Source organism: Streptomyces acidicola (assembly GCF_009377235.1).
Lineage (GTDB): Bacteria > Actinomycetota > Actinomycetes > Streptomycetales > Streptomycetaceae > Streptomyces > Streptomyces acidicola.
In genome coordinates this window covers 1-19,955 of sequence record NZ_VMNX01000065.1, presented here as the reverse complement: position 1 = coordinate 19,955, position 19,955 = coordinate 1, and the positions used below count along the sequence as shown (strand labels likewise).

The window sequence follows — 19,955 nt, the reverse complement described above, 5'->3', positions numbered from 1 at the left end:
GCATTTGGGAGCGCTCCCACGCCCATGCGCCACCTCTGTGCGCCCCCATCTCCCCGAGGAGCCCAGACGTGAAACGACGCAGAACCACCCTGCTCTCCGTGACGGCCCTCCTCGCGGCGGCGCTCACCGCGCTGCCGGCCGGGCCGGCCGAGGCCGAGGAGGTCGAACAGGTCAAGAACGGCACCTTCGACACCACCACCGCCCCCTGGTGGACGACGAGCAACGTCACCGCGGGCCTGTCCGACGGCAGGCTCTGCGCCGACATCCCGGGCGGCACCGCCAACCGCTGGGACGCCGCCGTCGGCCAGAACGACATCACCCTCGTGAAGGGGGAGTCCTACCGGTTCAGCTTCACCGCGTCCGGCGCGCCCGAGGGAAACGTGCTGCGCGCGATCGTCGGACTGTCGGCGGCGCCGTACGACACCTACTTCGAGGTCAGCCCGCGTCTGAGCGTCTCGGGCGACGCGTACTCCTACACGTTCACCTCACCCGTCGACACCACCCAGGGGCAGGTCGGCTTCCAACTCGGCGGCGGCACCGACCCGTTCCGCTTCTGCATGGACGACGTGTCGCTGCTCGGCGGGGTGCCGCCCGAGGTGTACGAGCCCGACACCGGGCCGCGGGTACGCGTCAACCAGGTCGCCTACCTGCCCGCCGGGCCGAAGAACGCCACCCTCGTCACCGACGCCACCGCGAAGCTGCCCTGGCAGCTGAAGAACGCCTCCGGTACCACGGTCGCCCAGGGCTGGACCGTGCCGCGCGGCCTCGACGCCTCCTCCGGACAGAACGTCCACTCGATCGACTTCGGCTCCTACCGCACCCGGGTCAAGGACCTCACACTTGTCGCCGACGGCGAGACGAGCCGCCCGTTCGACATCGACCCGGGAGCCTACGAACAGCTGCGGCTCGACTCGCTGAAGTACTACTACACGCAGCGCAGCGGCATCGAGATCCGCGACGACCTGCGCCCCGGCTACGGCCGCCCGGCCGGTCACCTGAACGCCGCGCCCAACCGCGGCGACAAGGACGTGCCCTGCCAACCGGGCGTCTGCGACTACACGCTCGAGGTCACCGGCGGCTGGTACGACGCCGGCGACCACGGCAAGTACGTCGTCAACGGCGGCATCTCCACCTGGGAACTGCTGTCCACGTACGAGCGGTCCCTGCTGGCCCGCACCGGGCGGGCCGAGAAGCTCGGCGACGGCACGCTCGCCCTCCCGGAGAGCGGCAACAAGGTGCCGGACGTGCTGGACGAGGCCCGCTGGGAGCTGGAGTTCCTGCTGAAGATGCAGGTGCCGGCAGGACAGCCGCTCGCGGGCATGGCGCACCACAAGATCCACGACGAGCAGTGGACCGGACTGCCCCTGATGCCGGACGCCGACCCGCAGAAGCGCGAACTGCACCCGCCCACCACTACGGCGACCCTGAACCTCGCGGCCACCGCCGCACAGGCGGCGCGCCTGTACAAGCCGTACGACCAGGCCTTCGCGACGAAGACGCTCGCGGCGGCGCGGACGGCCTGGGCGGCGGCCCGCGCACACCCCGACACCCACCCCGACCCGAACGACGGCATCGGAGGCGGCACCTACGCGGACGACAACGCCACCGACGAGTTCTACTGGGCGGCCGCCGAGCTCTATCTCACCACCGGCGAGAAGGAGTTCGCCGACTTCGTCCTCGACTCCCCGGTCCACACGGCCGACCTCTTCGGCAGCCTCGGCTTCGACTGGTCCAGGACGGCCGCCGCGGGCCGCCTCGACCTCGCGATGGTCCCGAGCGCGCTGCCCGGCCGGGACAAGGTGCGCCAGTCCGTGGTCAAGGGGGCCGACCGCTATCTCGCCACGCTGAAATCACAGGCGTACGGCATGCCGTACGCACCCGACAACAACCTGTACGACTGGGGCTCCAGCCACCAGGTCCTCAACAACGCGGTGGTCATCGCCACCGCCTACGACATCACGGGCGCGTCGAAGTACCGCGACGGGGCGATCCAGAGCATGGACTACATCTTGGGCCGCAACGCGCTGAACATGTCCTATGTGACGGGCTACGGCGAGGTCAACGCGCACAACCAGCACAGCCGCTGGTACGCCCGCCAGCTCGATCCCGGCCTTCCGAACCCGCCGCGGGGCACGCTCGCCGGAGGTCCGAACTCAGGCATCCAGGACCCGTACGCACAGAGCAAACTCCAGGGCTGCGTCGGTCAGTTCTGCTACATCGACGACATCCAGTCCTGGTCGACGAACGAGCACACGATCAACTGGAACGCCGCGCTGGCACGGATGGCGTCGTTCGTGGCGGACCAGGCCTAGCGTTCGACGCCGCCGCGTCGGATGGCGCACCCTCTGTCGGTACCGCGTGCAACAGGTCCTGACCTGCCGGTATTTACCAGTCAGTACCCACGCGGTACCGTGAGGGCATGCCAGCTCTGAATGTGGAGTTCAGCGACCGCGAGCTAGAGGACCTGCGGCAGATGGCCAAGGAGCGCGGTACGTCGATGAAGGCCCTCGTGCGCGAGGCCGCCGCGGCCGACATCGTGCGCCACCGGGCGCTGAAGGAGGGCGCCGAGGCGTTCCGGCAGTTCTTCACGGCGCACGCGGATGAGTTCGCCGCCGCGTTCCCGGAGGACGAACCGGTCGACAAGGGCGAGGGGCGGGCCGTCTGACCGATGGCTCCTCCCGTCATCCATATCGACGTGCCCTGGCTGCTTCAGCGCCACGAAGAGCTTCTGCCCGACCAGCCGACGGTCGACGACTTCTCCGCCCTCGTCGCCGCCGTGGCCCGCCACCGCGTCGACCCGCCGCGCCTCGGCGTGGACTCCGACCCGGCCTGGCGTGCCGCGGCACTGCTGCACACACTGGCCCTGCTCAGGCCCCTGCCGTCCGCCAACGCCCGCTTCGCCTGCGCGACCGCCGTGTCGTACATGTTCGTGAGCGGTGCCGGGATCGATCCGCCGTACGGCGCTCTCGTGGACCTCACGCGCGATCTGATCTCCGACAAGGTCGATGTGTACGGCGCCGCGGACCGGCTGCGGTCCTGGCAGATCTGAGCGTTCCCGCCCAAGCCCTTGGGCGGGAGGATCAGGCCGTCGAGCGGTCGATCCCGGCCGACCACGGAATGCGTGTTTCTCGGAAGCGTGTGCGCGCCGTCCCGGTGCGTGCCCCCTTCGCCCGGCGCGCAACGCATGCGAATACCCGTACGAGCCGGGCGAGTTGACGTCTCGACAGGCCCGGCAAGGCCGTGATCGGAGACATACGGGAGGCATCGGTCACCAGCGCCGAAGGGGGGCCCTCGCCTTTCATGTGTCGAGCAGGACACGTTTTGACTTTCCTTCAGCAGGCCGGATGTTGCCCAAGTGCCTTGTTAGCCGCGAGTTACTTGTGCAAGGGTGAACTTCCCTGCGTACGGGCATTGGCCAGGTCTGAAACGCCGCTCGGCTTCTCGGTTCGTCGACGGGCCCAAAAGGTCCTCGGCCGGCGGCCACCGTGCGGCTCTGTCAGTCCCCTCGGGCCGTTTTCCCGGCGCACCGCCGAAAAAGGTCCGCACCAATCAGGCGCTCCTTTTCGGTAACCACCTCTGTGTGCCACCTTTGCGCCTCGGAAGGAAACCGCTCTGTGCACACCCCCCACCCCCCACGCCCGTCCTATCCGCCGCGCCCCGGCGTGATTCCCGGGGTATCGGACGAGAACCTCGCCGCCCAGCTGAGAGGCAGGCCGGAGAGCGAGGCCGGCGACCCCGTCGCGGTGCTGATGGCACGGCACTGGCAATCGACGCACGACTACGCGGTCATCTGCCTCGCTTCTTCGGCGAACGCAGCCTCGATGGTTACGGCCGCCTCCTTCCACCGGGTGCTGGAGGGGCTGATACGGGGGGAGTCGGGCGTCGCCCTGCGCCCCCGCCTTCTCGTGACCGTGCGGGACATGGTCAAGGAGTGGTCCGCACAGGACGAGCTCTCCACCGTTCTGCCGGACCTGAGAAAACCCGCCGGGGGCCGCGGCATGCGCGCCGCGAAGTCCATGACGCCGGACAATCGCAAGCTCGCCGAGCGTTCTTTTCAGGCCCTGCCCGGACTCGCCCAGTGTCTGCTGTGGCACACCGAGGTGGAAGCGGAACCGATCACCATTCCCGCCGGTCTGCTGGGCATGGACCCCGACACCGCGGCGACGGCACTGGAGCAGGCCCGCGAGCAATTCCGTCAGGGCTGTGTCCGCGCCCATCGTGAACTCGCGCCGGGCAAGGACTGCCGCTTCTACAACCGGCTGCTGGATGTGCCGATTCGGCGCGGCGGCGCCCTGCTCCCCGATGTGCAGCAACATCTGCTGGAGTGCCGCTACTGCCGTTACGCCGCCGAGCAACTCAGCCATTTCGAGGGATCGCTGGCAGGTCTGCTCGCCGAGGCCGTGCTCGGCTGGGGCGCGCGCCGCTACCTCGACTCGCGGCCCGACCGCGGCTCGCAGAGCGGTTTGCGCCAGGGGGGTGGCCGACGCGCCGCGAACAACGGCCGGCACCGTCTGCTGTCCCGTATCCCTCCCCAGCGCCGTGCCCGCGGCACGGCCGCACCGCGCATCAACGGCAGGGCCCTGCTCACCGGTGTCGGTGCCGCCTCGGGAGCCCTGATTGCGCTCGTCCTGTCCATCGCGATGCTCTCGGACGACGGCAGCGGAGCCGACCCCGCCGCGTCGACCAGCGCCAGCGGCGGCCGCAGCACGGCACCCGACCCCGGGACCACGCCCGCGCCCACGTCGTCCCCGCCCCCCGACTCGGCAGGCATGTCCACCACCCCCGACCAGACCCGGCTGCGCAATGTCGACGCCGACCTGTGTCTCGACATACGCGGCAAGGCGAAGGAGGGCGCCGCGACCGAACTCGCGGTGTGCTCGTCCGCCTGGACACAGAAGTGGTCGTACGAGGACGACGGCCAACTGCGCAGTGTCGCCAACCCCGAACTGTGCCTGGACTCGCACGTGGACGCCGGGGTCGTCGTCCTGGGCGAGTGCACCTCCGAGAAGGCCGACCGTGCCGAGGACGTGCGCTACGACCTCACCGTGCAGGGCGAGTTACTGCCCCGCTGGGAGGAGGAGCTCGCCGTCGCCCCCACCAACTCGGACCCGAAAGCCGACATCGTGGTCAAGGTCCGCGACGGCTCGGACACGCAGCGCTGGGCGACCGACGGCGCGTCGGCCACCCCCGAGTCCCTGTCGATCGCCGGCTCCGACGCCCCGCGGGCCGAAGCCAGCGCCACGGGAACGCCTCTCGCCGAGCTCGGGAGCCGGGTACGGGCCCCGGAACAGGTGGGCGCCCCGGACCTGACCGGTGCGCTGGAGCACGTGGAGGACGGCACGATCATGTCTGTCGGCGACAGCACGGTTTCGGCCTACGACGCGGCCTCCGCCGCCGCCGACACGAGCAACGTGCCGGCCCTGCCGCCGGCGGCGCGCCGGCCCACCGTCGCGGGCAGCGGCCTGGTGACCTGACGGGCGGGCGGGGCACCCTGACAGTGCAGGGTGCCCCGCCCACCGTACGGCCGCCGGCGCGGGCGGGTCGGAGGGATATGACGCGCCCGCGGACTTCAGGCCTCCTCGATGTCGTCGGCGCCGACCGTGCCCGGCCCGGCGTGCCCCGACAGCGCGAGTGTCAGGTCGAACTCCGCGAGCAGACAGCGGATCACGTGCTCCACGCCCGCCCGGCCGTCGAGGGCGAGCCCGTACACGTACGGACGCCCCACGAGGACGGCGTCGGCGCCCAGAGCGAGCGCCTTGAACATGTCGCCGCCCGTTCGGATGCCGCTGTCGAAGAGCACGGTCATCCGGTCGCCCACGGCCCCGGCCACCCGGGGCAACGCGTCGGCCGCCGCGATCGATCCGGCCACCTGGCGGCCGCCGTGGTTGGAGACGATCACCCCGTCCATCCCGGCGTCGAGGGCGAGCCGGGCGTCGTCCGGGTGGAGGATGCCCTTCAGGACGATCGGGCCGTCCCAGTTCTCCCGCAGGAACGCCAGGTCGGGCCAGGTCTTGCCGGGGTCCGAGAACAGGTTCACGAAGTGCAGCACGGCCGCGTTCGGGTCCTCGTGCACGGGCTTGGCCAGGCCCGCCTGGAACGCCGGGTCGGAGAAGTAGTTGGCGGTGCCCACGCCGTGCAGGAACGGCAGGTACGCCTGGTCGAGGTCACGCGGGCGCCAGGCGAGCAACGGCGTGTCGAGGGTGACGACCAGGACGGAGTACCCGGCCGCCTTCGCACGGCCGAGGAAACTCCGCGCCACCTCCGGGTCCTTCGGCCAGTACAGCTGGAACCAGCGCTCCGCGTCACCCATCGCCTCCGCGACCTGCTCCATGGGCGTGCTGGAGGCCGACGACAGCACGTACGGCACGCCCTGCGCGGCGGCGGCCCGGGCGGCCGCGGGCTCCGCCTCCGGGTGCATGATCGACAGCACACCCACCGGTGCCAGCGCCAGGGGCGCGGGCAGCGAGCGGCCCAACACCTCGACGGACAGGTCCCGTTCGTGCACGTCGCGCAGCATCCGCGGCACGGTCCTGCGCCGCTCCAGCGCGGCCCGGTTGGCGCGGGCGGTGCTGCCGTCACCCGCGCTGCCCGCCACGTAGCCGGCCGGACCGGGGCCGAGCCGCCGCTCGGTGAGCTCCTCCAGCCGTGTCAGATCGGTGGGCAGCCGTGGCACGGCACCCCCCAGACCGTTCAGATAGATCTCGTACTGGAAGTCGGCCCAGTGCTTCGCCATCGGTACGTCCCGCCTCTCGTCGCAGAACCACTGTGCTCGCGTCCGTTCGCGGGGACGCTCGAATCCTTCAGCCCCCGGGAGTGGACAGTTCCTCACTGAATGTTTCAGGCCGATTACTGAGCCGAACGAATCCAGCCAGGTGGACACCCTGGACGATCATCAGGCGCTCAGTTCCGGGCTTCACTCGATCAAGGTCCGTGACATCACGCCACTTCTTCAACACTCAAAGTTACTGAAACTCATGGGGTCGACGTGCCTTTCCCGCTCGGAGTCGGCAGACTCGCGCTCCGAGCGTTGTCATCACGTTCCGAAAGACCGGGGTCGCGGGGTTCCCGTGAGCGGCTACCGGGCTCGCGGATGGGGAGTGCGAGCCCACCACGGGAACCGTGCGGTCTCCGTACCGGGGGTCGGCCGACGGAGTGGGGCCGTCGGCCGGCCCCTGGATCACTCGGGCGCGACGGTCCAGTGCCCGACCTCGCGGTAGCCCGAGTCGTACACGGCGGAGCCGTCCCCGGGCCTGAGGTCGTAGTGGTGGAGGTTGCCGCCCCAGTACCGCAGGATGCGGCTCAACTCCTGCACGGTGGTGCCCTCGTTCCAGTCCGCACCGTCCAGCTCGACTTCGAGAACGAATTTCACGTACGCGCCTCCCTCTCCGTCGTCCGGCGCCTTCCGGCACCTCCTTCAATCGTTTCATTGAAGTACCTCTTGAGGCTTCGCCCGTGACGCCACAGGCCGGGAACGCGCTGTCGCACCGTCAGTCGCAAGTCCTGTCAGAAGTGTTGACCGGGATCTGAAAACGTTTTAACTTCCCCTCACTCGACACCCCGAGGTGAGGAGGCTCCGTGGCGGCGTTGCTACGGGAGCGCACAGGTAGGACGTCGGTGACTCCTTCACGACACCGCCCCACCCGCGCTCGTACCAAGCGAAAAGGTTTTCACGGCCGTAGGAGCCGGACGCTGTTCCTGCTCATGCTGCCCGGGCTCGCGTACTTCCTCGTGTTCCACTACGGCGCGCTCGTCGGCAACCTCATCGCCTTCAAGGACTACGTGCCGTTCGACGGCATCTGGGGCAGCCCCTGGGTCGGCCTCGGCAACTTCCAGCGGATGTTCGAGGACGACGCGTTCTGGGACGCGACCCTCAACACCGTATGGATCGCGCTCCTCCAGATCGTCTTCTACTTCCCGGTCCCGCTCGCCCTCGCCCTGCTGCTGCACACGCTCACCTGGAGCACGGTCCGCCGTTTCGTGCAGTCGGTGGCGTACCTGCCGCACTTCATCTCATGGGTGATCGTCGTCGCCCTCTTCCAGCAGGTACTCGGCGACACGGGCCTGGTGAACGGCTACCTCGGTGACGCCGGCCTGAGCACCGTCGACATCATCGGCAACCCCGACGCCTTCCAGCCGCTCGTCGTCGCCCAGGTGATCTGGAAGGACGCCGGCTGGGGCACGATCATCTTCCTCGCCGCGCTCTCCCAGGTCGACGAGCAGCAGTACGAGGCCGCCGCCATCGACGGCGCCGGACCCTGGCGGCGCTTCTGGCACGTCACCCTGCCCGCGATCCGCCCGGTCATCGTCCTGCTGCTGATCATGCGACTCGGCGACATCCTCTCCGTCGGCTTCGAGCAGATGCTGCTCCAGCGTGACGCGGTCGGCCCCGAGGCCGCCGAGATCATCGACACCTTCGTCTACTACCAGGGCATCGTCGGCGGCGACTACGGATTCGCCGCGGCCGCGGGCCTGTTCAAGGGCGTGGTGGGCGCCCTGCTCGTCTACGCGGCCAACAAGGTCGCCCACCGCCTCGGCGAACAGGGGGTCTACAAGTGAGCGCGCACACCCGGCCCGGCTGGATGGAGAAGCCGAAGCCCGTCACCCAGGCGGCCAAGATCCTCGCGCTCGCCGCGGTCGTCCTGCTGGTCTGCGTACCATTCCTGGTCATCCTGTCCACCTCGCTCGCCTCCCAGCGCGAGGTGATCGCGAACGGCGGCTGGGTGCTGTGGCCGCAGAACCCCACGCTCAAGGCGTACGAGGACATCCTCGACGGCGGCATCGTCACCCAGGCTCTCGGTGTCAGCGCGGGAGTCACCGTCATCGGCACCCTGCTCAGCCTCGCCTGCACCGTGACCCTCGCCTACGCCCTGTCCCGCCCCGGCGTCTTCGGCGGCAAACCCGTCCTGCTGCTCGTCCTGTTCACGTTCCTGTTCCCACCGGGCATGATCCCGAGCTTCCTGCTGGTCAAGGAGCTAGGGCTGCTCGACTCGTACACCTCACTGGTGCTGCCCGTCCTCGTCAACGTCTTCAACCTGGTCGTCCTGCGCGGCTTCTTCCAAGGCATCCCGGAAGAGCTGTACGAGGCGGCCCGGCTCGATGGCGCCGGGGACTGGCGCGTGCTGTGGTCGGTGGTCCTGCCCCTGTCGAAGGCGGCCCTCGCCGTCGTCGGCCTCTTCTACGCGGTGGCGTACTGGAACTCCTGGTTCTACGCCTCCCTCTACCTGGAGAGCGACAACTGGCCGCTGCAACAGGTGCTGCGCACCTATGTGGTGGCCGGTTCCGGGATCACCGACACCACCACCGGCGAGGCCACCGTCAACGCCCCGCAGACCGTGCAGATGGCCGTCCTCGTGATCGCCACCGTGCCGATCCTGCTCGTCTACCCCTTCCTCCAGAAGTACTTCACCAAGGGCGTGCTCACCGGAGCCATCAAGAGCTGAGCAGCACCCACCCGTACAGCTGACGCGACGTCAAGAGCCGTGCTACGAAAGGTCGCCTGCCCATGTCCCCGCAGCCATCGAAGCCCTCTATGTCCCGGCGCACCCTGCTGCGCTCGATCGCCGTCGGCGGAGCCGCACTCGCCGTCCCCGGCACGCTCACCGCCTGCTCCTCGGGCTCCGACGACGGCGACGTCTCCAACGCGGGCAAGAAACTGGCCCCTTGGCCCGCCTACGTCCCCTTCTCCGGCCCGAAGCCCGACCTCGCGCCCACCGAGGAGGGCGTCCAGGCCGGCTACACCGCGTACCCCTCCGACCTGGTGACGGCGGTCCCCGACAAGCCGGGCGACGGCTCGACGATCAGGGTCATGTCGGTGTCCTTCGGCGTGCCGCCCAAGCCGGCGTCGGCCAACCAGTTCTGGGCGGCGGTCGAGAAGGCGCTCGGCGTGAAGATCGAGTACGCGATCATCTCGCAGACCGACTACCAGAAGAAGATGGGGACCGTGATGGCCGGTGACGCCGGCGATCTGCCCGACATCATCAACGTCTTCTCCGGGTTCGTCCTGCCCCGGGAGTCCCAGTTCGTCCAGCGCCGCGCCGAGGACCTCACCCCGTTCCTGTCCGGCGACGCCGTCAAGGCGTACCCGAACCTGGCGGGCATCCCCACCCATGCCTGGCGCGACATGGGCCGCATCGGCGGCCGGATCTACGGCATCCCGCTGGAACGTCCGCTGCCCGGCTCCACCCTCTGGGTCAACCAGGGCTTCTTCACCGACGCGGGCATGAAGGAGGGCTGGACCTCCGAGGACTTCGCCGCCGTCGCCAAGAAGGGCACGGGCGGCAAGAAGTACGCCCTCGGCGCCGCCACCGGATCCGTTTTCGGCAACGGCTACCACTCGGCCGCGCACAACGCCCCGCAGGGCTGGGCCGTGGACAAGGAGGGCACCTTCCACTCCAACTTCACCGACGAGCGCTACAAGGCCGCCGTCGCCTACCAGGCACAGCTGCGCAAGGACGGCTCCTACCACCCCGACGCCACCTCGCTCTCCCAGGCGGACCTGGCCACGCTCTGGCTGAACGGGACCGTCGGCTCCATGCAGGACGGGTTCGGCGCCTATCTGCCCAAGTTCCTCGACTCCGAGGGACTGCTCACCCCGGCGGCGGCGCTGCCGTACGGCGTCGGCGGCGAACCGGGCGGCATCGTCGCGGCCCGCCGCTCCTTCGGCTACACCATCGTGAAGAAGGCGAAGAAGGACCGCGTCGAGCTGCTGCTGCGCATCCTCAACTACCTTGCCGCACCCTTCGGTTCGAAGGAGTGGGAGCTCGTCCACTACGGCGTCGAGGGCACCCACTTCACCCGTGCCAAGGACGGCTCGCCCGAACCCAACGAGCTGGGCAAGGTCGAGAACAACACCAACCTCCCGCTGAAGTACCTCGCCGAGGGCCCGCAGGTGCTCTTCGTACCGGGCATGCCCGACGCCGTACGCGCCCTGCACGCCTGGCAGCAGAAAACCGTCCCGCACGCGATCCGCAACGCCCGCTACGGCCTGCAGTCCCGCACCTACACCGCACAGGGCACCACCCTGGACGCCCTGATGACTGACACCGCGACCGGCATCATCGCCGGCCGCGTCCCGCTCTCGGAGTACGACGCGGCCGTGAAGAAGTGGCGGGACCGCGGCGGCGACAGAATGGCCGAGGAATTCGCCGAGGACCACGCGGCCAACAGCTGACGTGCGGCGACGGACGGCCGGAGGGAGACGCGGGGGATGGGAAGCGACATGACGACGTCGAAGGGGCGGGTCACGATCCGCGAGGTCGCCGAGCGGGCGGGCGTGTCCGTGGCCACCGTCTCGCGGGTGCTCAGCGGCAACTACCCGGTCCCGCCCGCGACGAGGACCCGGGTGCTGCGCGCGGCCCGCGACCTCGACTACGTCGCCAACGCGCACGCCCGCGCCCTGGTCGGCGGCGGCCGCAAGATGGTCGCCGTCGTCCTGCGCCAGGTCACCAGCCCCTTCTACGCCCAGGTCGCCGAGGGCGTCGAGGCGGAGGCCGCCGCCCGCGGCTGGCTCTGCCTGGTCGGCACGACCGGCGGCGACCCCGGGCGCGAGCTGGAGTTCGTGCAGCTGATGCGGGAGGAGGGCGCCCGGCTGGTGATCCTCGTCGGTGGGGTCGTCGAGGACGACGCCTACCGCGAGCGCGTCGCCCGCTACGCGCAGGCCCTCGACGCCTCCGGCGCCCGCCTCGTGCTGTGCGGACGGCCCGCGCCCGACCCCGGCATCCCCGCCCTCGTCGTGGAGTTCGACAACGAGGCCGGCGCCCGCGCCATCACCGGTCACCTGCTGTCGGCGGGCCACCGCCGTATCGTCTTCCTCGGCGGACTGCCCGGCAACACGGCCCTCGACGCCCGCGTCGCCGGCTACCGGGCCGCGCTCGCCGAACACGGCCTGCCGACCGATGCCGCCCACGTCATCGACTGCGGCCTCGGCCGAGCGGCAGGACACCGAGCCATGTCCGAACTCCTCAAAAATACAAGGGAGTTCACCGCCGTCTTCGCGGGGGACGACATGGTGGCCGCCGGCGCCCTGCGGGCCATCGCCGACGCGGGGCTGCGCGTGCCGCACGACATCTCCGTCGTCGGCTACAACGACATCCCGCTCGCCGAGGACTTCAACCCGCCGCTCACCACGGTCCGCACCCCCGCCGAGGAACTCGGCCGCGCCGCCGTCCGCATCGCTCTGCGCGACCCCGACCACACCGCGGGCACCCACCACCTGCTCGGCACCCACATCGTCGTCCGCGACAGCGTCCAGCCACCCCCGACTGACGGAGGACCAACCCCCGTATGACCGCGCCGCACGTGTCGCTCACCGGCCTGCCGCCCCTCGACCCCGCCCGCTCACCCGTCACCGGCTGGACCCGCGCCCACTGGGAGGCGACGGCCGACCGCCTCCTGGAAGGACTCCTGCCGTACGCCTCACCCGGGTTCGCCCAGTACCGACTGCCCGGCCGCGCAAGCTACTCCGGCCCTTGGTCCGACGGACTGGAGGGCTACGCCCGCTCCTTCCTGCTGGCGGCCTTCCGTATCGCCGGCTCCCAGGGGCGGGTCGGTCCGGAACTGATCGAACGGTACGCGGCCGGGCTCGCCGCCGGGACGGACCCGTACGGCGAGGAACGCTGGCCGCCGATCACGGACCGCGGCCAGCCCATGGTCGAGGCCGCCTCTCTCGCGATCGCCCTGCACGAGTCCCGGCGGTGGCTGTGGGACCACCTCGACGACCACGTCCGGGAACGTGTCGCCGAGTGGCTGGGCGGCTTCGTCGGCGCGCGGGCCAACGACTCCAACTGGCGGCTGTTCCAGGTCGTCACCGAGGAGTTCCTGGCCTCGGTGGGCGCCCCGCACAGCCGAGCCGAGATCGACGGCGGGCTCGCCCGGCTGGAGGACTGGTACCGGGGCGGCGGCTGGTACACCGACGGCGACGGACGCAAGTTCGACTACTACAACGCCTGGGCGCTGCACCTGTATCCGGCCCTGTGGGCGCGCATCGCGGGACCGCGCGCCAGCCCCGCCCTGGTGGACCGGCACCGTGCGCGACTGCGTGAGTTCCTCGCCGCGCACCAGCACTTCTTCGGCTCCGACGGCGCCCCCGTCCACCAGGGCCGCTCGCTCACGTACCGCTTCGGGGCGACGGCCCCGCTGTGGGCGGGGGCTCTGGCGGACGCGACCCCCCTTCCTCCGGGCCGCACCCGCCGCCTCGCCTCCGGCGCCCTCAAACACTTCGCCGACCACGGAGTACCGGACGAACACGGCCTGTTGAGCCTGGGCTGGTACCGGCCGTTCCTCCCGGTCACCCAGCGGTACTCGGGCCCGGCCTCCCCGTACTGGGCGAGCAAGGCGTTCCTCGGTCTGCTGCTGCCCGCCGACCACCCCGTGTGGACGGCCCCCGAGGAACCGGCCCCGGTCGACACCGACGACACCTGCCTGCCGCTGCCCGCTCCGGGCTGGCTGCTGCACTCAACGGCCGCCGACGGGATCGTACGGCTGGTCAACCATGGCACCGACCGGCTGCCGCCACCGCCCGCCGAGTCCGAGGACAACCCGCACTACACACGGTTCGCCTACGCGAGCGCGGCGGCCCCCGACACCGCGGGCCCGGCCATCGACAACCACATCGCCCTGGTCGCCCCCGACGGAACCGCCTCCCGGCGCGGGCGCATCCACGCGCTCGGGGTGACCGGACGCCGGGCGGCCTCCTGGCACACGGCGTCACTGGCGGGGGAGGAGCACCGGATCGAGACCACCAGCGTGGTGCACGGCCCGTGCGAGGTGCGGGTGCATCGCGTCGGGGGACCGTACGGGGTGGCCGTGCGTGAGGGCGGTTGGGCACTGGCCGACGACCCCCGGCCGCCCGAGGATGCGACGGGGCCGGGATGGGCGTGGGCGCGGCGCACGGACGGACTCGCCAGCGTCGTCGTCGCCCTGCACGGCTGGGACACCGAGACGCACGGAGCGGTCGCGCACGCGCAGGAGGCCAACGCGTACGGGGTGCACTCGGCGACTCCTCACCTCGTGCTGCCCGTTCACCCCGGAGGGGTGCACCTACTGGTCACCCTGGTGATGCTGGGCGCCGATCCGGAGGGCGCGCGCGGAGCGAGCGCGCGGGTCACGGAGGAGGGGGCTGTGGTGATTCGCTTTCCAGACGGCGTGGAGGAGGAAGTTCCGCCAGTGGGGGAAAGCGATTGAGCAGCCCGGCGGCGCGCAGCAGCCGCCGCATACGGGGCAGGTCGGAGACGATCCGCAGCCGGCCCCCGCGCTCCCTCGCCCTGGCCTCGGCCCGGCACAGCAGCCGCAGGCCCGAGCAGTCGAAGAACGTCACCCCGCGCAGGTCGACCAGAACATCCGGTTCGGCCGGCGCGGTGGCGGCGTCGAGGTGCTCGGCCACGAAGTCCGCGGTCGCCATGTCGATCTCGCCCAGGACCTCCACCACGGTGAAGGACCCGGTCCACCGGCTGTGGGCGTAGGGGTTCGCCGGCAGGGGGTGTGCACACGGACTCCTCGGAACGGGCCGTGACATCGCGGCCGTGTCCTCGGGCGGGTCGGCGGCACGGTCATGGTCTTCCGGCGGCATCTCGGCTCCACCTCGGGACGGTAGGGCGCATTCGATCTCGGTAGCTACCCCGGCCGGGGCGGCACCATCCCTGCCGCACGGGCCGCAAGATCTAGTTCACTCGACAAGGTGAACTTCGAGCCAAAGTATTGACTTTTACAGGTAGGTGCTGCTTCAAGGCGCCCTGATCAAGCGGAAGTTGACACCCCCGCTCATGGCCTCCGGGGGCGTCTCGTCTGCCGGGTTCTGTGTGCGGGCGGCTGCGGGTCCGTCGTGGCTGGTCGCGCCCACGCGGCGGAGCCGCAAATTCAGCACAGCCCCGCGCCCCTTGAAAGCACGGGCGCGCCCGGGATCGCAGCACGCCGCGAGTTCCGTACGCATCGCCGCACCGCATGGTGCGTTCCGTACACATCGCCGCACCGCAGGCGACGTGGGCGACGCCCGCCCCCACGCGCCGCGCGGCCGCGTACGGACGTAAGGGGGTGTGCCGGGAGGTGTCCGCCCGCAGCGGCCGGCGTCCGCCGCCGAGCACATACGACACCCCACAGACCCGCCGGACCGAGGACGGAGACCTCCCGGCGCGCACCCGACCCACGACGAAACCGCAGGCGCACAAGCCACAACGGCGCGGATTACCGGCGACGAGGGAGGAGTGCCACGGACACGACGGGGATCGCGGCGAGGACGAGCCAGGGCACGGCCGGCGGGAGTTCGGTGTCGAGCAGCGAGCCCGTGGCCGAGCTGCCCACCAGGACGATCAGCCCGGAGACCGACGACATCGCGCCCGTGTAGAGCCCCAGGCGTCCCTCCTCGGCCAGGTCCGGCACCCAGGCGCGGGCGGCGGGCGCGACAAGCATCTGGCCGAGGGTGAGCAGGACGACGAAGCCGGCGGCGGGCAGCAGGCCCACGGTCCCCGTCCACCCGGCGGGCCGCGCCGCAGCGACCACCCCGAAACCGGCGGCGATCAGCAGCAGCCCCGCCCCCATCGAGCGGCGCAGGTCGAGACGGTGCGCGGCCCAGCGGGTGACCGGCAACTGGGTGGTCACCACGAGCAGCGACGACAGCGCGAACAGCCACGCCAGCGGCGCCTGCGAGCCCGACGTGCGCTCCACCTCGTCGGGGAGGATCAGATACAGCTGGTTGTACGCGAGCAGATAGGCGCCGTAAGCGCAGCACAGCGCCAGAAAGCGGCCGTTGCGGCTGAGCGAGCGCAGGCCGCCCCCAGGGCGCTTCTGATGGATCTCCGCGGCGTCGCGGCGTCCGGCACGCACTCCCCCACTCTCGGCTTCGCTCGAGCGGGGGGACCCCCATGCCGCACGGCGCGCAGGGACAGGTGGCTCCGCCACATGACCCTCCACGCCGCACGCCGATCGCACGCACCGGACGCCGCTCCTTCCTCCACGGAGATCCATCAGAAGCGCCCTAGCCCGCACACGCACCCGACCGGGTATGTGCTGCGGCAGAAGCCGGAAGTGCCCGGCCAGGACTAGGACGAAGACTCCGGCGCCCGCGAGGCACACCGCACGGAAGTCCACCGCCAGCAGAGCCGCGCCGAGGAGCGGGCCGACGAAGGCCCCGGCCTGTCCCGCCACCGTGAACAGGGCCAGCACGTTCGTACGGGAGCCGCCGCCGGAGTGCTCCCAGAGCACCGCCTGCCGGGCCACCTCGGACTCGACGGCGGGGGAGAAGAGGGCCGCGGCGAAGCCGATCAGCAGGACAGCGCCGATGACCGCCCAGGTCTGTGCCGCGTACCCGAGCCACACGAACCCGGCGATCCGCAGCACACAGCCCGCGAGGACCACGGGCCGTACGCCGTACCGGTCGGCCAGCGCACCGCCCACCACGAACAGGCCCTGCTGGCTGAAGGTGCGCAGCCCCAGGACGAGGCCGACCATCCAGCCCGCCAGGCCGATCGCGGTGCCGAGGTGCTCGGCCAGGAAGGGCAGCACGGCGAAGAAGCCGATGTTGAAGGCGAGTTGGGTGAGGATCAGCAGACGCAGCAGAGGGCTGAGCCCGGTCCAGGTGTGCAGGCCGCGCCCCGTCGCCCGTGTCGTTCGCTCGGTCATCCGGACTCCCTGGCGCCGGCGCCGGGGCAGACGGCCGTGGCGGGCTTCGGTTGTCGTACGGTCACGGCACGCCGGCGTGGCAGTCGTACGCCACGTGCCACCTCGACCGCCAGGACACCGAGGAGGGCGAGGACCGCCGCGGGTGCGAGGACCGCCCAGGGGGCGCGTTCGACGTACGGCTGGTTCTCGGCGAGGAGGAGGCCCCACTCGGGGTCGGGCGGCTGGGTGCCGAGGCCCAGGAAGCCGAGGGCCGTGAGGGCGAGGGCCACGGAGGGCAGGCGGAGCAGGGCGTGCCGGGTGACCGGCGGGAGGACGGCGGGCAGGAGTTCGTGGCGGAGCAGGTACCACCGGTCTGCGCCGAGTCCCTTCGTGGCCGTCACGTGTGTGGTGGCCCGCTCCTGTTCCAGCAGGGCGGTGGTGTGCGCGGCGAGCGGGGCCCAGGCGACCGCGGCGACCGCGAGGGCGGGGGTCGCGGCGCCGCTTCCGGCGACCGCCGCCGTCAACAGGGCCACGAGGACGGGCGGTACGGCGTTGACGGTGTCCACGAGCGGACCGGACAGCCGCGGCAGAAGGCCGAGCACGACGCCGGTGAGCAGCGCGGCGGCGCTGATCGCCGACGCGAGGGTGAGCGTGCCGAACGCACCGTGCCCGATGCGGGCGAGGACGTCGCGGCCGAGCGCGTCGGTACCGAACGGGTGGACCCAGGAGGGAGGTTGGAGCCGGGCGCCGGTGTCCAGGGCGAGCGGGTCGCGCGCCAGGCCGACCGCGATGACACCGAGCAGGACGGCCCCGTACAGCAGTGGGGTCGCCCTCGGGACGGGCCGCGTGGGCCGGTGCAGGGACAGGAGGGCACCGTCGCGCAGGGCCGGGCCGATGAGCAGGCGGGCGGTGAGCCAGGCGAGGGCTCCGGCTCCGGCGGCCAGCAGGACCAGGGCGAGCGTCCCGGCCTGGAGGACGGGCAGGTCCTGGGCGATCGCGGCCTGGAGGGTCGTGCGGCCGAGTCCGGGGATGTCGAAGATCTGCTCCACGGCGACCGCGCCGCCGGTGAGACCGACGACGAACAGACCGGTGTTCGGCAGGAGTCCGGGCACACAGCGGCGCAGCGCCTGCCGGGCGACGGACCGGCCGGGTACGCCCCGTGCCGCGGCGGCCAGCGCCCAGGGCTCGGCGAAGGCGCCGGGCAGCATGTCGTCGAGCATCCGGCCGAGCAGCGCACCCGCGGGCAGACCGAGAGCGATGGCGGGAAGCAGCGTCCAGCGCGGCCCGTACCAGCCGAGGGCGGGCAACCAGCCGAGGTGCACCCCGACCACGGCGGCCAGCACGGACGCGGTCAGGAACTCGGGCAGTGCGGCCAGTACCGCCGAGGTGCCGCCGCCTCCCCCGCGCTCGTCGAGGCGGCGGCGCGAGCCCAGCCACAGGGTGCGCGCGGTGATCGCCGCCGCCGTGGCCGCCGCGACGACGAGCGCGACGGCCATCAGCAGGAGCGAGACGCCGAGGGTCTGGAGGACCGCGGGGCCCACCTCGTCCCCGGAGATCCACGACCGTCCGGCGTCACCGCGCGCCAGCCCGGCGAGCCACTGCCACAGAAGGTGCGACGGGCCCGCGTCCAGGCCCAGTTGTTCCCGTATGGCGGCCAGCACCTCGGGATCCGGGGTGCGTTCCGCCGAGCGGGCCTTGAGGACGGTGAGCGCCGGGTCGGTGCGCGACAGCCACGGCAGCAGGCCGATGGCACACAGGAGGGAGGCGGCGAGCAGGGCCCGCCAGAGTATCCGGCTCAGCGTCGCGTCCCCGTGTCGATGAGCGTGCGCTCGTACGGGTCGAAGACCACTCCCTGCACGGAGGTGCGGACCCCGGTGATGATCTGCTGGTGGACCAGGGGAACCACGGCGTCCGTGCCGATGATCGCGGCCTCGGCGTCCATCACCGCCTGCTGCCGCTTCGCGCTGTCGGACAGCCCCTCGGCCTCGGCTACGGCCCCGTCGACCTCCTTGTCGCAGAGCAGTGCGAGGTTGTAGCCGCCGTCGCAGGTGTAGTCACTGGCGAGGACGGACACCGGGTCACCGGTGTCGAGGAGGGTGTTGCGGGCGGCGACGAACGCGTCGAACTTCCCTGTCAGGGCGTCGCTTTCGAGCCGCGAGTACTCGCGCACCTCCAGCTCGACCCTGAATCCGGCCTTCTCCAGCTGCTGCCCGAGCACCTGGGCGACCTCGGGCAGTTCGGGCCGGTTGTTGTAGGTGGCCACGGTCACCGACGTGCCGTCCGGCTCGGCGGCTCCGGCGCGCCCGGCGGGCTTGACGCGCTTGTCGGCGGCCCAGGTGACGGCGGGTCCGAACACTCCGGCGCCCGGGTCGGCGTACCCCTCGTACACGTCCTTGGCGAACACCGACGTGTCGACGGCCCCACGGGCGGCGGACCGGAGCGCCGGGTCCTTGAAGGGACCTTTCTTCGTGTTGAGGAGGAGGCTGGTGGTGCGGGTGGTGGCCGTCTCGTGGCGGGTGCCCTCGTCCAGTGCGGCCGCTTGGGAGACGGGGACGGCCTCGGCGATGTCGGCCTGGCCGGTGCGCAGGGCGTTCGTGCGGGCCGTGCCGTCGGATATGAACCTGGCGTCGATGCCGGAGGCCTGGGCGCGGCCGCCCCAGTAGTCGTCGTACCGGTCGAGGGTGGCTGCGGTGGTGCCGGAGAGCTTGGTGAGCTCGAAGGGGCCGGTGGCGGTGCCGGTGGGGTCGGGCCTCCTGCCCTTGTCGCCACCGCCCCCGCTTTCGCCGCTGCCGTACGCCTTGGGCGAGAGGATCGCGAGGCCCGGGCTCGACAGGCGCAGGGGAAGGGCGGGGTCGGCGTCGCCGGTGGTGACGCGCACCCGACTGCCGTCGGCCTCGGCTGCCTTGAGGGTGACACCGGCGAGCGCGGCAGGTACGGGTTTTGCCTCGGTCGCGTGGGTGAGGGCGGCGGCGACGGCGGCCGGGGTGACGGCGGTGCCGTCCTGGAAGGTCGCCTCGCGCAGCGTGAACAGCCAGGTCCGGTCGTTCTCCCGGGTCCACGACTGGGCGAGCGCGGGGGCCGCCGAACCGTTGGCGTCCAGTTCGGTGAGGCCCTCGGTGACGCCGAGGCGGCTGAGGAGGGTGGCGTCGGCGCCGTACGGGGAGAGGTTCTCGGCGGGCGGGAAGGCGAGGGCGACGCGGAGGCGGGAGCCGTCCGCGGCGTCTTCTCCGGCTGCTTCGCCTCCGGAGGCGAAGCAGCCGGTCGTCAGTACGGGGGTCAGCAGCAGGCCGGCGAGCAGTCGGCGCCGGGGGACGGGGCGCATGGTCCTCATGGGGGCGTTCCTCATGGGGTGGTTGGTGTGGGGT

Annotated in this window: 15 protein-coding genes; 9 read left to right on the top strand and 6 right to left on the bottom strand. The window is 71.4% G+C overall.

The annotated features are described in order from the left end of the window. Positions 1-68: 68 nt before the first annotated feature. The 4 genes from FPZ41_RS18865 (at position 69) to FPZ41_RS18850 (ending at position 5,474) form a co-directional block, all read left to right on the top strand. Positions 69-2,312: a glycoside hydrolase family 9 protein gene (locus tag FPZ41_RS18865; protein ID WP_322620415.1), complete on the top strand. Its 2,244-nt coding sequence runs from the start codon at positions 69-71 to the stop codon at positions 2,310-2,312. A gap of 107 nt (positions 2,313-2,419) precedes the next feature. Continuing rightward, positions 2,420-2,665 carry a hypothetical protein gene (locus FPZ41_RS18860; protein WP_152864115.1) on the top strand — a complete coding sequence of 82 codons (246 nt, stop codon included), beginning with the start codon at positions 2,420-2,422 and terminating at the stop codon, positions 2,663-2,665. Positions 2,666-2,668: 3 nt separating this feature from the next. Next, positions 2,669-3,049 (top strand): toxin Doc, encoded by a 381-nt coding sequence (locus tag FPZ41_RS18855; RefSeq protein ID WP_152864113.1) that lies wholly within the window; start codon positions 2,669-2,671, stop codon positions 3,047-3,049. A 565-nt stretch (positions 3,050-3,614) separates the two neighbouring features. Continuing rightward, positions 3,615-5,474 carry an RICIN domain-containing protein gene (locus FPZ41_RS18850; protein WP_322620414.1) on the top strand — a complete coding sequence of 620 codons (1,860 nt, stop codon included), beginning with the start codon at positions 3,615-3,617 and terminating at the stop codon, positions 5,472-5,474. 95 nt (positions 5,475-5,569) lie between these two features. On the opposite strand, the gene FPZ41_RS18845 is transcribed toward FPZ41_RS18850, so the two are convergent. Both FPZ41_RS18845 and FPZ41_RS18840 read right to left on the bottom strand, forming a co-directional pair. Next, on the bottom strand, positions 5,570-6,733 hold the full coding sequence (locus tag FPZ41_RS18845; protein ID WP_152864112.1) for a lactate 2-monooxygenase: 1,164 nt from the start codon (positions 6,731-6,733) through the stop codon (positions 5,570-5,572). Positions 6,734-7,177: 444 nt separating this feature from the next. Next, positions 7,178-7,369, bottom strand: a complete 192-nt coding sequence (locus FPZ41_RS18840) for a hypothetical protein (protein ID WP_131569513.1) — start codon at positions 7,367-7,369, stop codon at positions 7,178-7,180. 332 nt (positions 7,370-7,701) lie between these two features. Here FPZ41_RS18840 and FPZ41_RS18835 point away from each other — a divergent pair, with 332 nt between their 5' ends. The 5 genes from FPZ41_RS18835 to FPZ41_RS18815 all read left to right on the top strand — a co-directional run bounded on the left by FPZ41_RS18835 (position 7,702) and on the right by FPZ41_RS18815 (position 14,181). Next, positions 7,702-8,556 (top strand): ABC transporter permease, encoded by an 855-nt coding sequence (locus tag FPZ41_RS18835; RefSeq protein ID WP_131569515.1) that lies wholly within the window; start codon positions 7,702-7,704, stop codon positions 8,554-8,556. Continuing rightward, a complete protein-coding gene (locus tag FPZ41_RS18830; protein ID WP_322620413.1) occupies positions 8,553-9,440 on the top strand; it encodes a carbohydrate ABC transporter permease in 888 nt (295 codons plus the stop codon). Before FPZ41_RS18835 ends, FPZ41_RS18830 begins: the two co-directional genes overlap by 4 nt. Positions 9,441-9,502: 62 nt before the next feature. After that, positions 9,503-11,170, top strand: coding sequence for a type 2 periplasmic-binding domain-containing protein (locus tag FPZ41_RS18825; protein WP_152864110.1), 1,668 nt, complete (start codon positions 9,503-9,505; stop codon positions 11,168-11,170). A 48-nt stretch (positions 11,171-11,218) separates the two neighbouring features. Continuing rightward, on the top strand, positions 11,219-12,286 hold the full coding sequence (locus FPZ41_RS18820; RefSeq protein ID WP_228022823.1) for a LacI family DNA-binding transcriptional regulator: 1,068 nt from the start codon (positions 11,219-11,221) through the stop codon (positions 12,284-12,286). After that, positions 12,283-14,181, top strand: coding sequence for a DUF2264 domain-containing protein (locus tag FPZ41_RS18815; RefSeq protein WP_152864106.1), 1,899 nt, complete (start codon positions 12,283-12,285; stop codon positions 14,179-14,181). The genes FPZ41_RS18820 and FPZ41_RS18815 overlap by 4 nt, the downstream gene beginning before the upstream one ends. Here FPZ41_RS18815 and FPZ41_RS18810 read toward each other — a convergent pair. The 4 genes from FPZ41_RS18810 to FPZ41_RS18795 form a co-directional block, all read right to left on the bottom strand. Continuing rightward, positions 14,102-14,566 carry an STAS domain-containing protein gene (locus FPZ41_RS18810; protein WP_152864104.1) on the bottom strand — a complete coding sequence of 155 codons (465 nt, stop codon included), beginning with the start codon at positions 14,564-14,566 and terminating at the stop codon, positions 14,102-14,104. The genes FPZ41_RS18815 and FPZ41_RS18810 overlap by 80 nt on opposite strands. Positions 14,567-15,177: 611 nt before the next feature. Further along, the gene (locus FPZ41_RS48390; RefSeq protein ID WP_152864102.1) at positions 15,178-16,611 is read right to left on the bottom strand and encodes an MDR family MFS transporter; all 1,434 of its coding nucleotides are present in this window, start codon (positions 16,609-16,611) and stop codon (positions 15,178-15,180) included. Further along, positions 16,608-18,389: an ABC transporter permease subunit gene (locus tag FPZ41_RS18800; protein ID WP_152864100.1), complete on the bottom strand. Its 1,782-nt coding sequence runs from the start codon at positions 18,387-18,389 to the stop codon at positions 16,608-16,610. The genes FPZ41_RS48390 and FPZ41_RS18800 overlap by 4 nt, the downstream gene beginning before the upstream one ends. After that, entirely contained in the window at positions 18,386-19,912 is a 1,527-nt protein-coding gene (locus tag FPZ41_RS18795) for an ABC transporter substrate-binding protein (RefSeq protein ID WP_152864146.1), read from the bottom strand. The genes FPZ41_RS18800 and FPZ41_RS18795 overlap by 4 nt, the downstream gene beginning before the upstream one ends. Positions 19,913-19,955 lie beyond the last annotated feature (43 nt).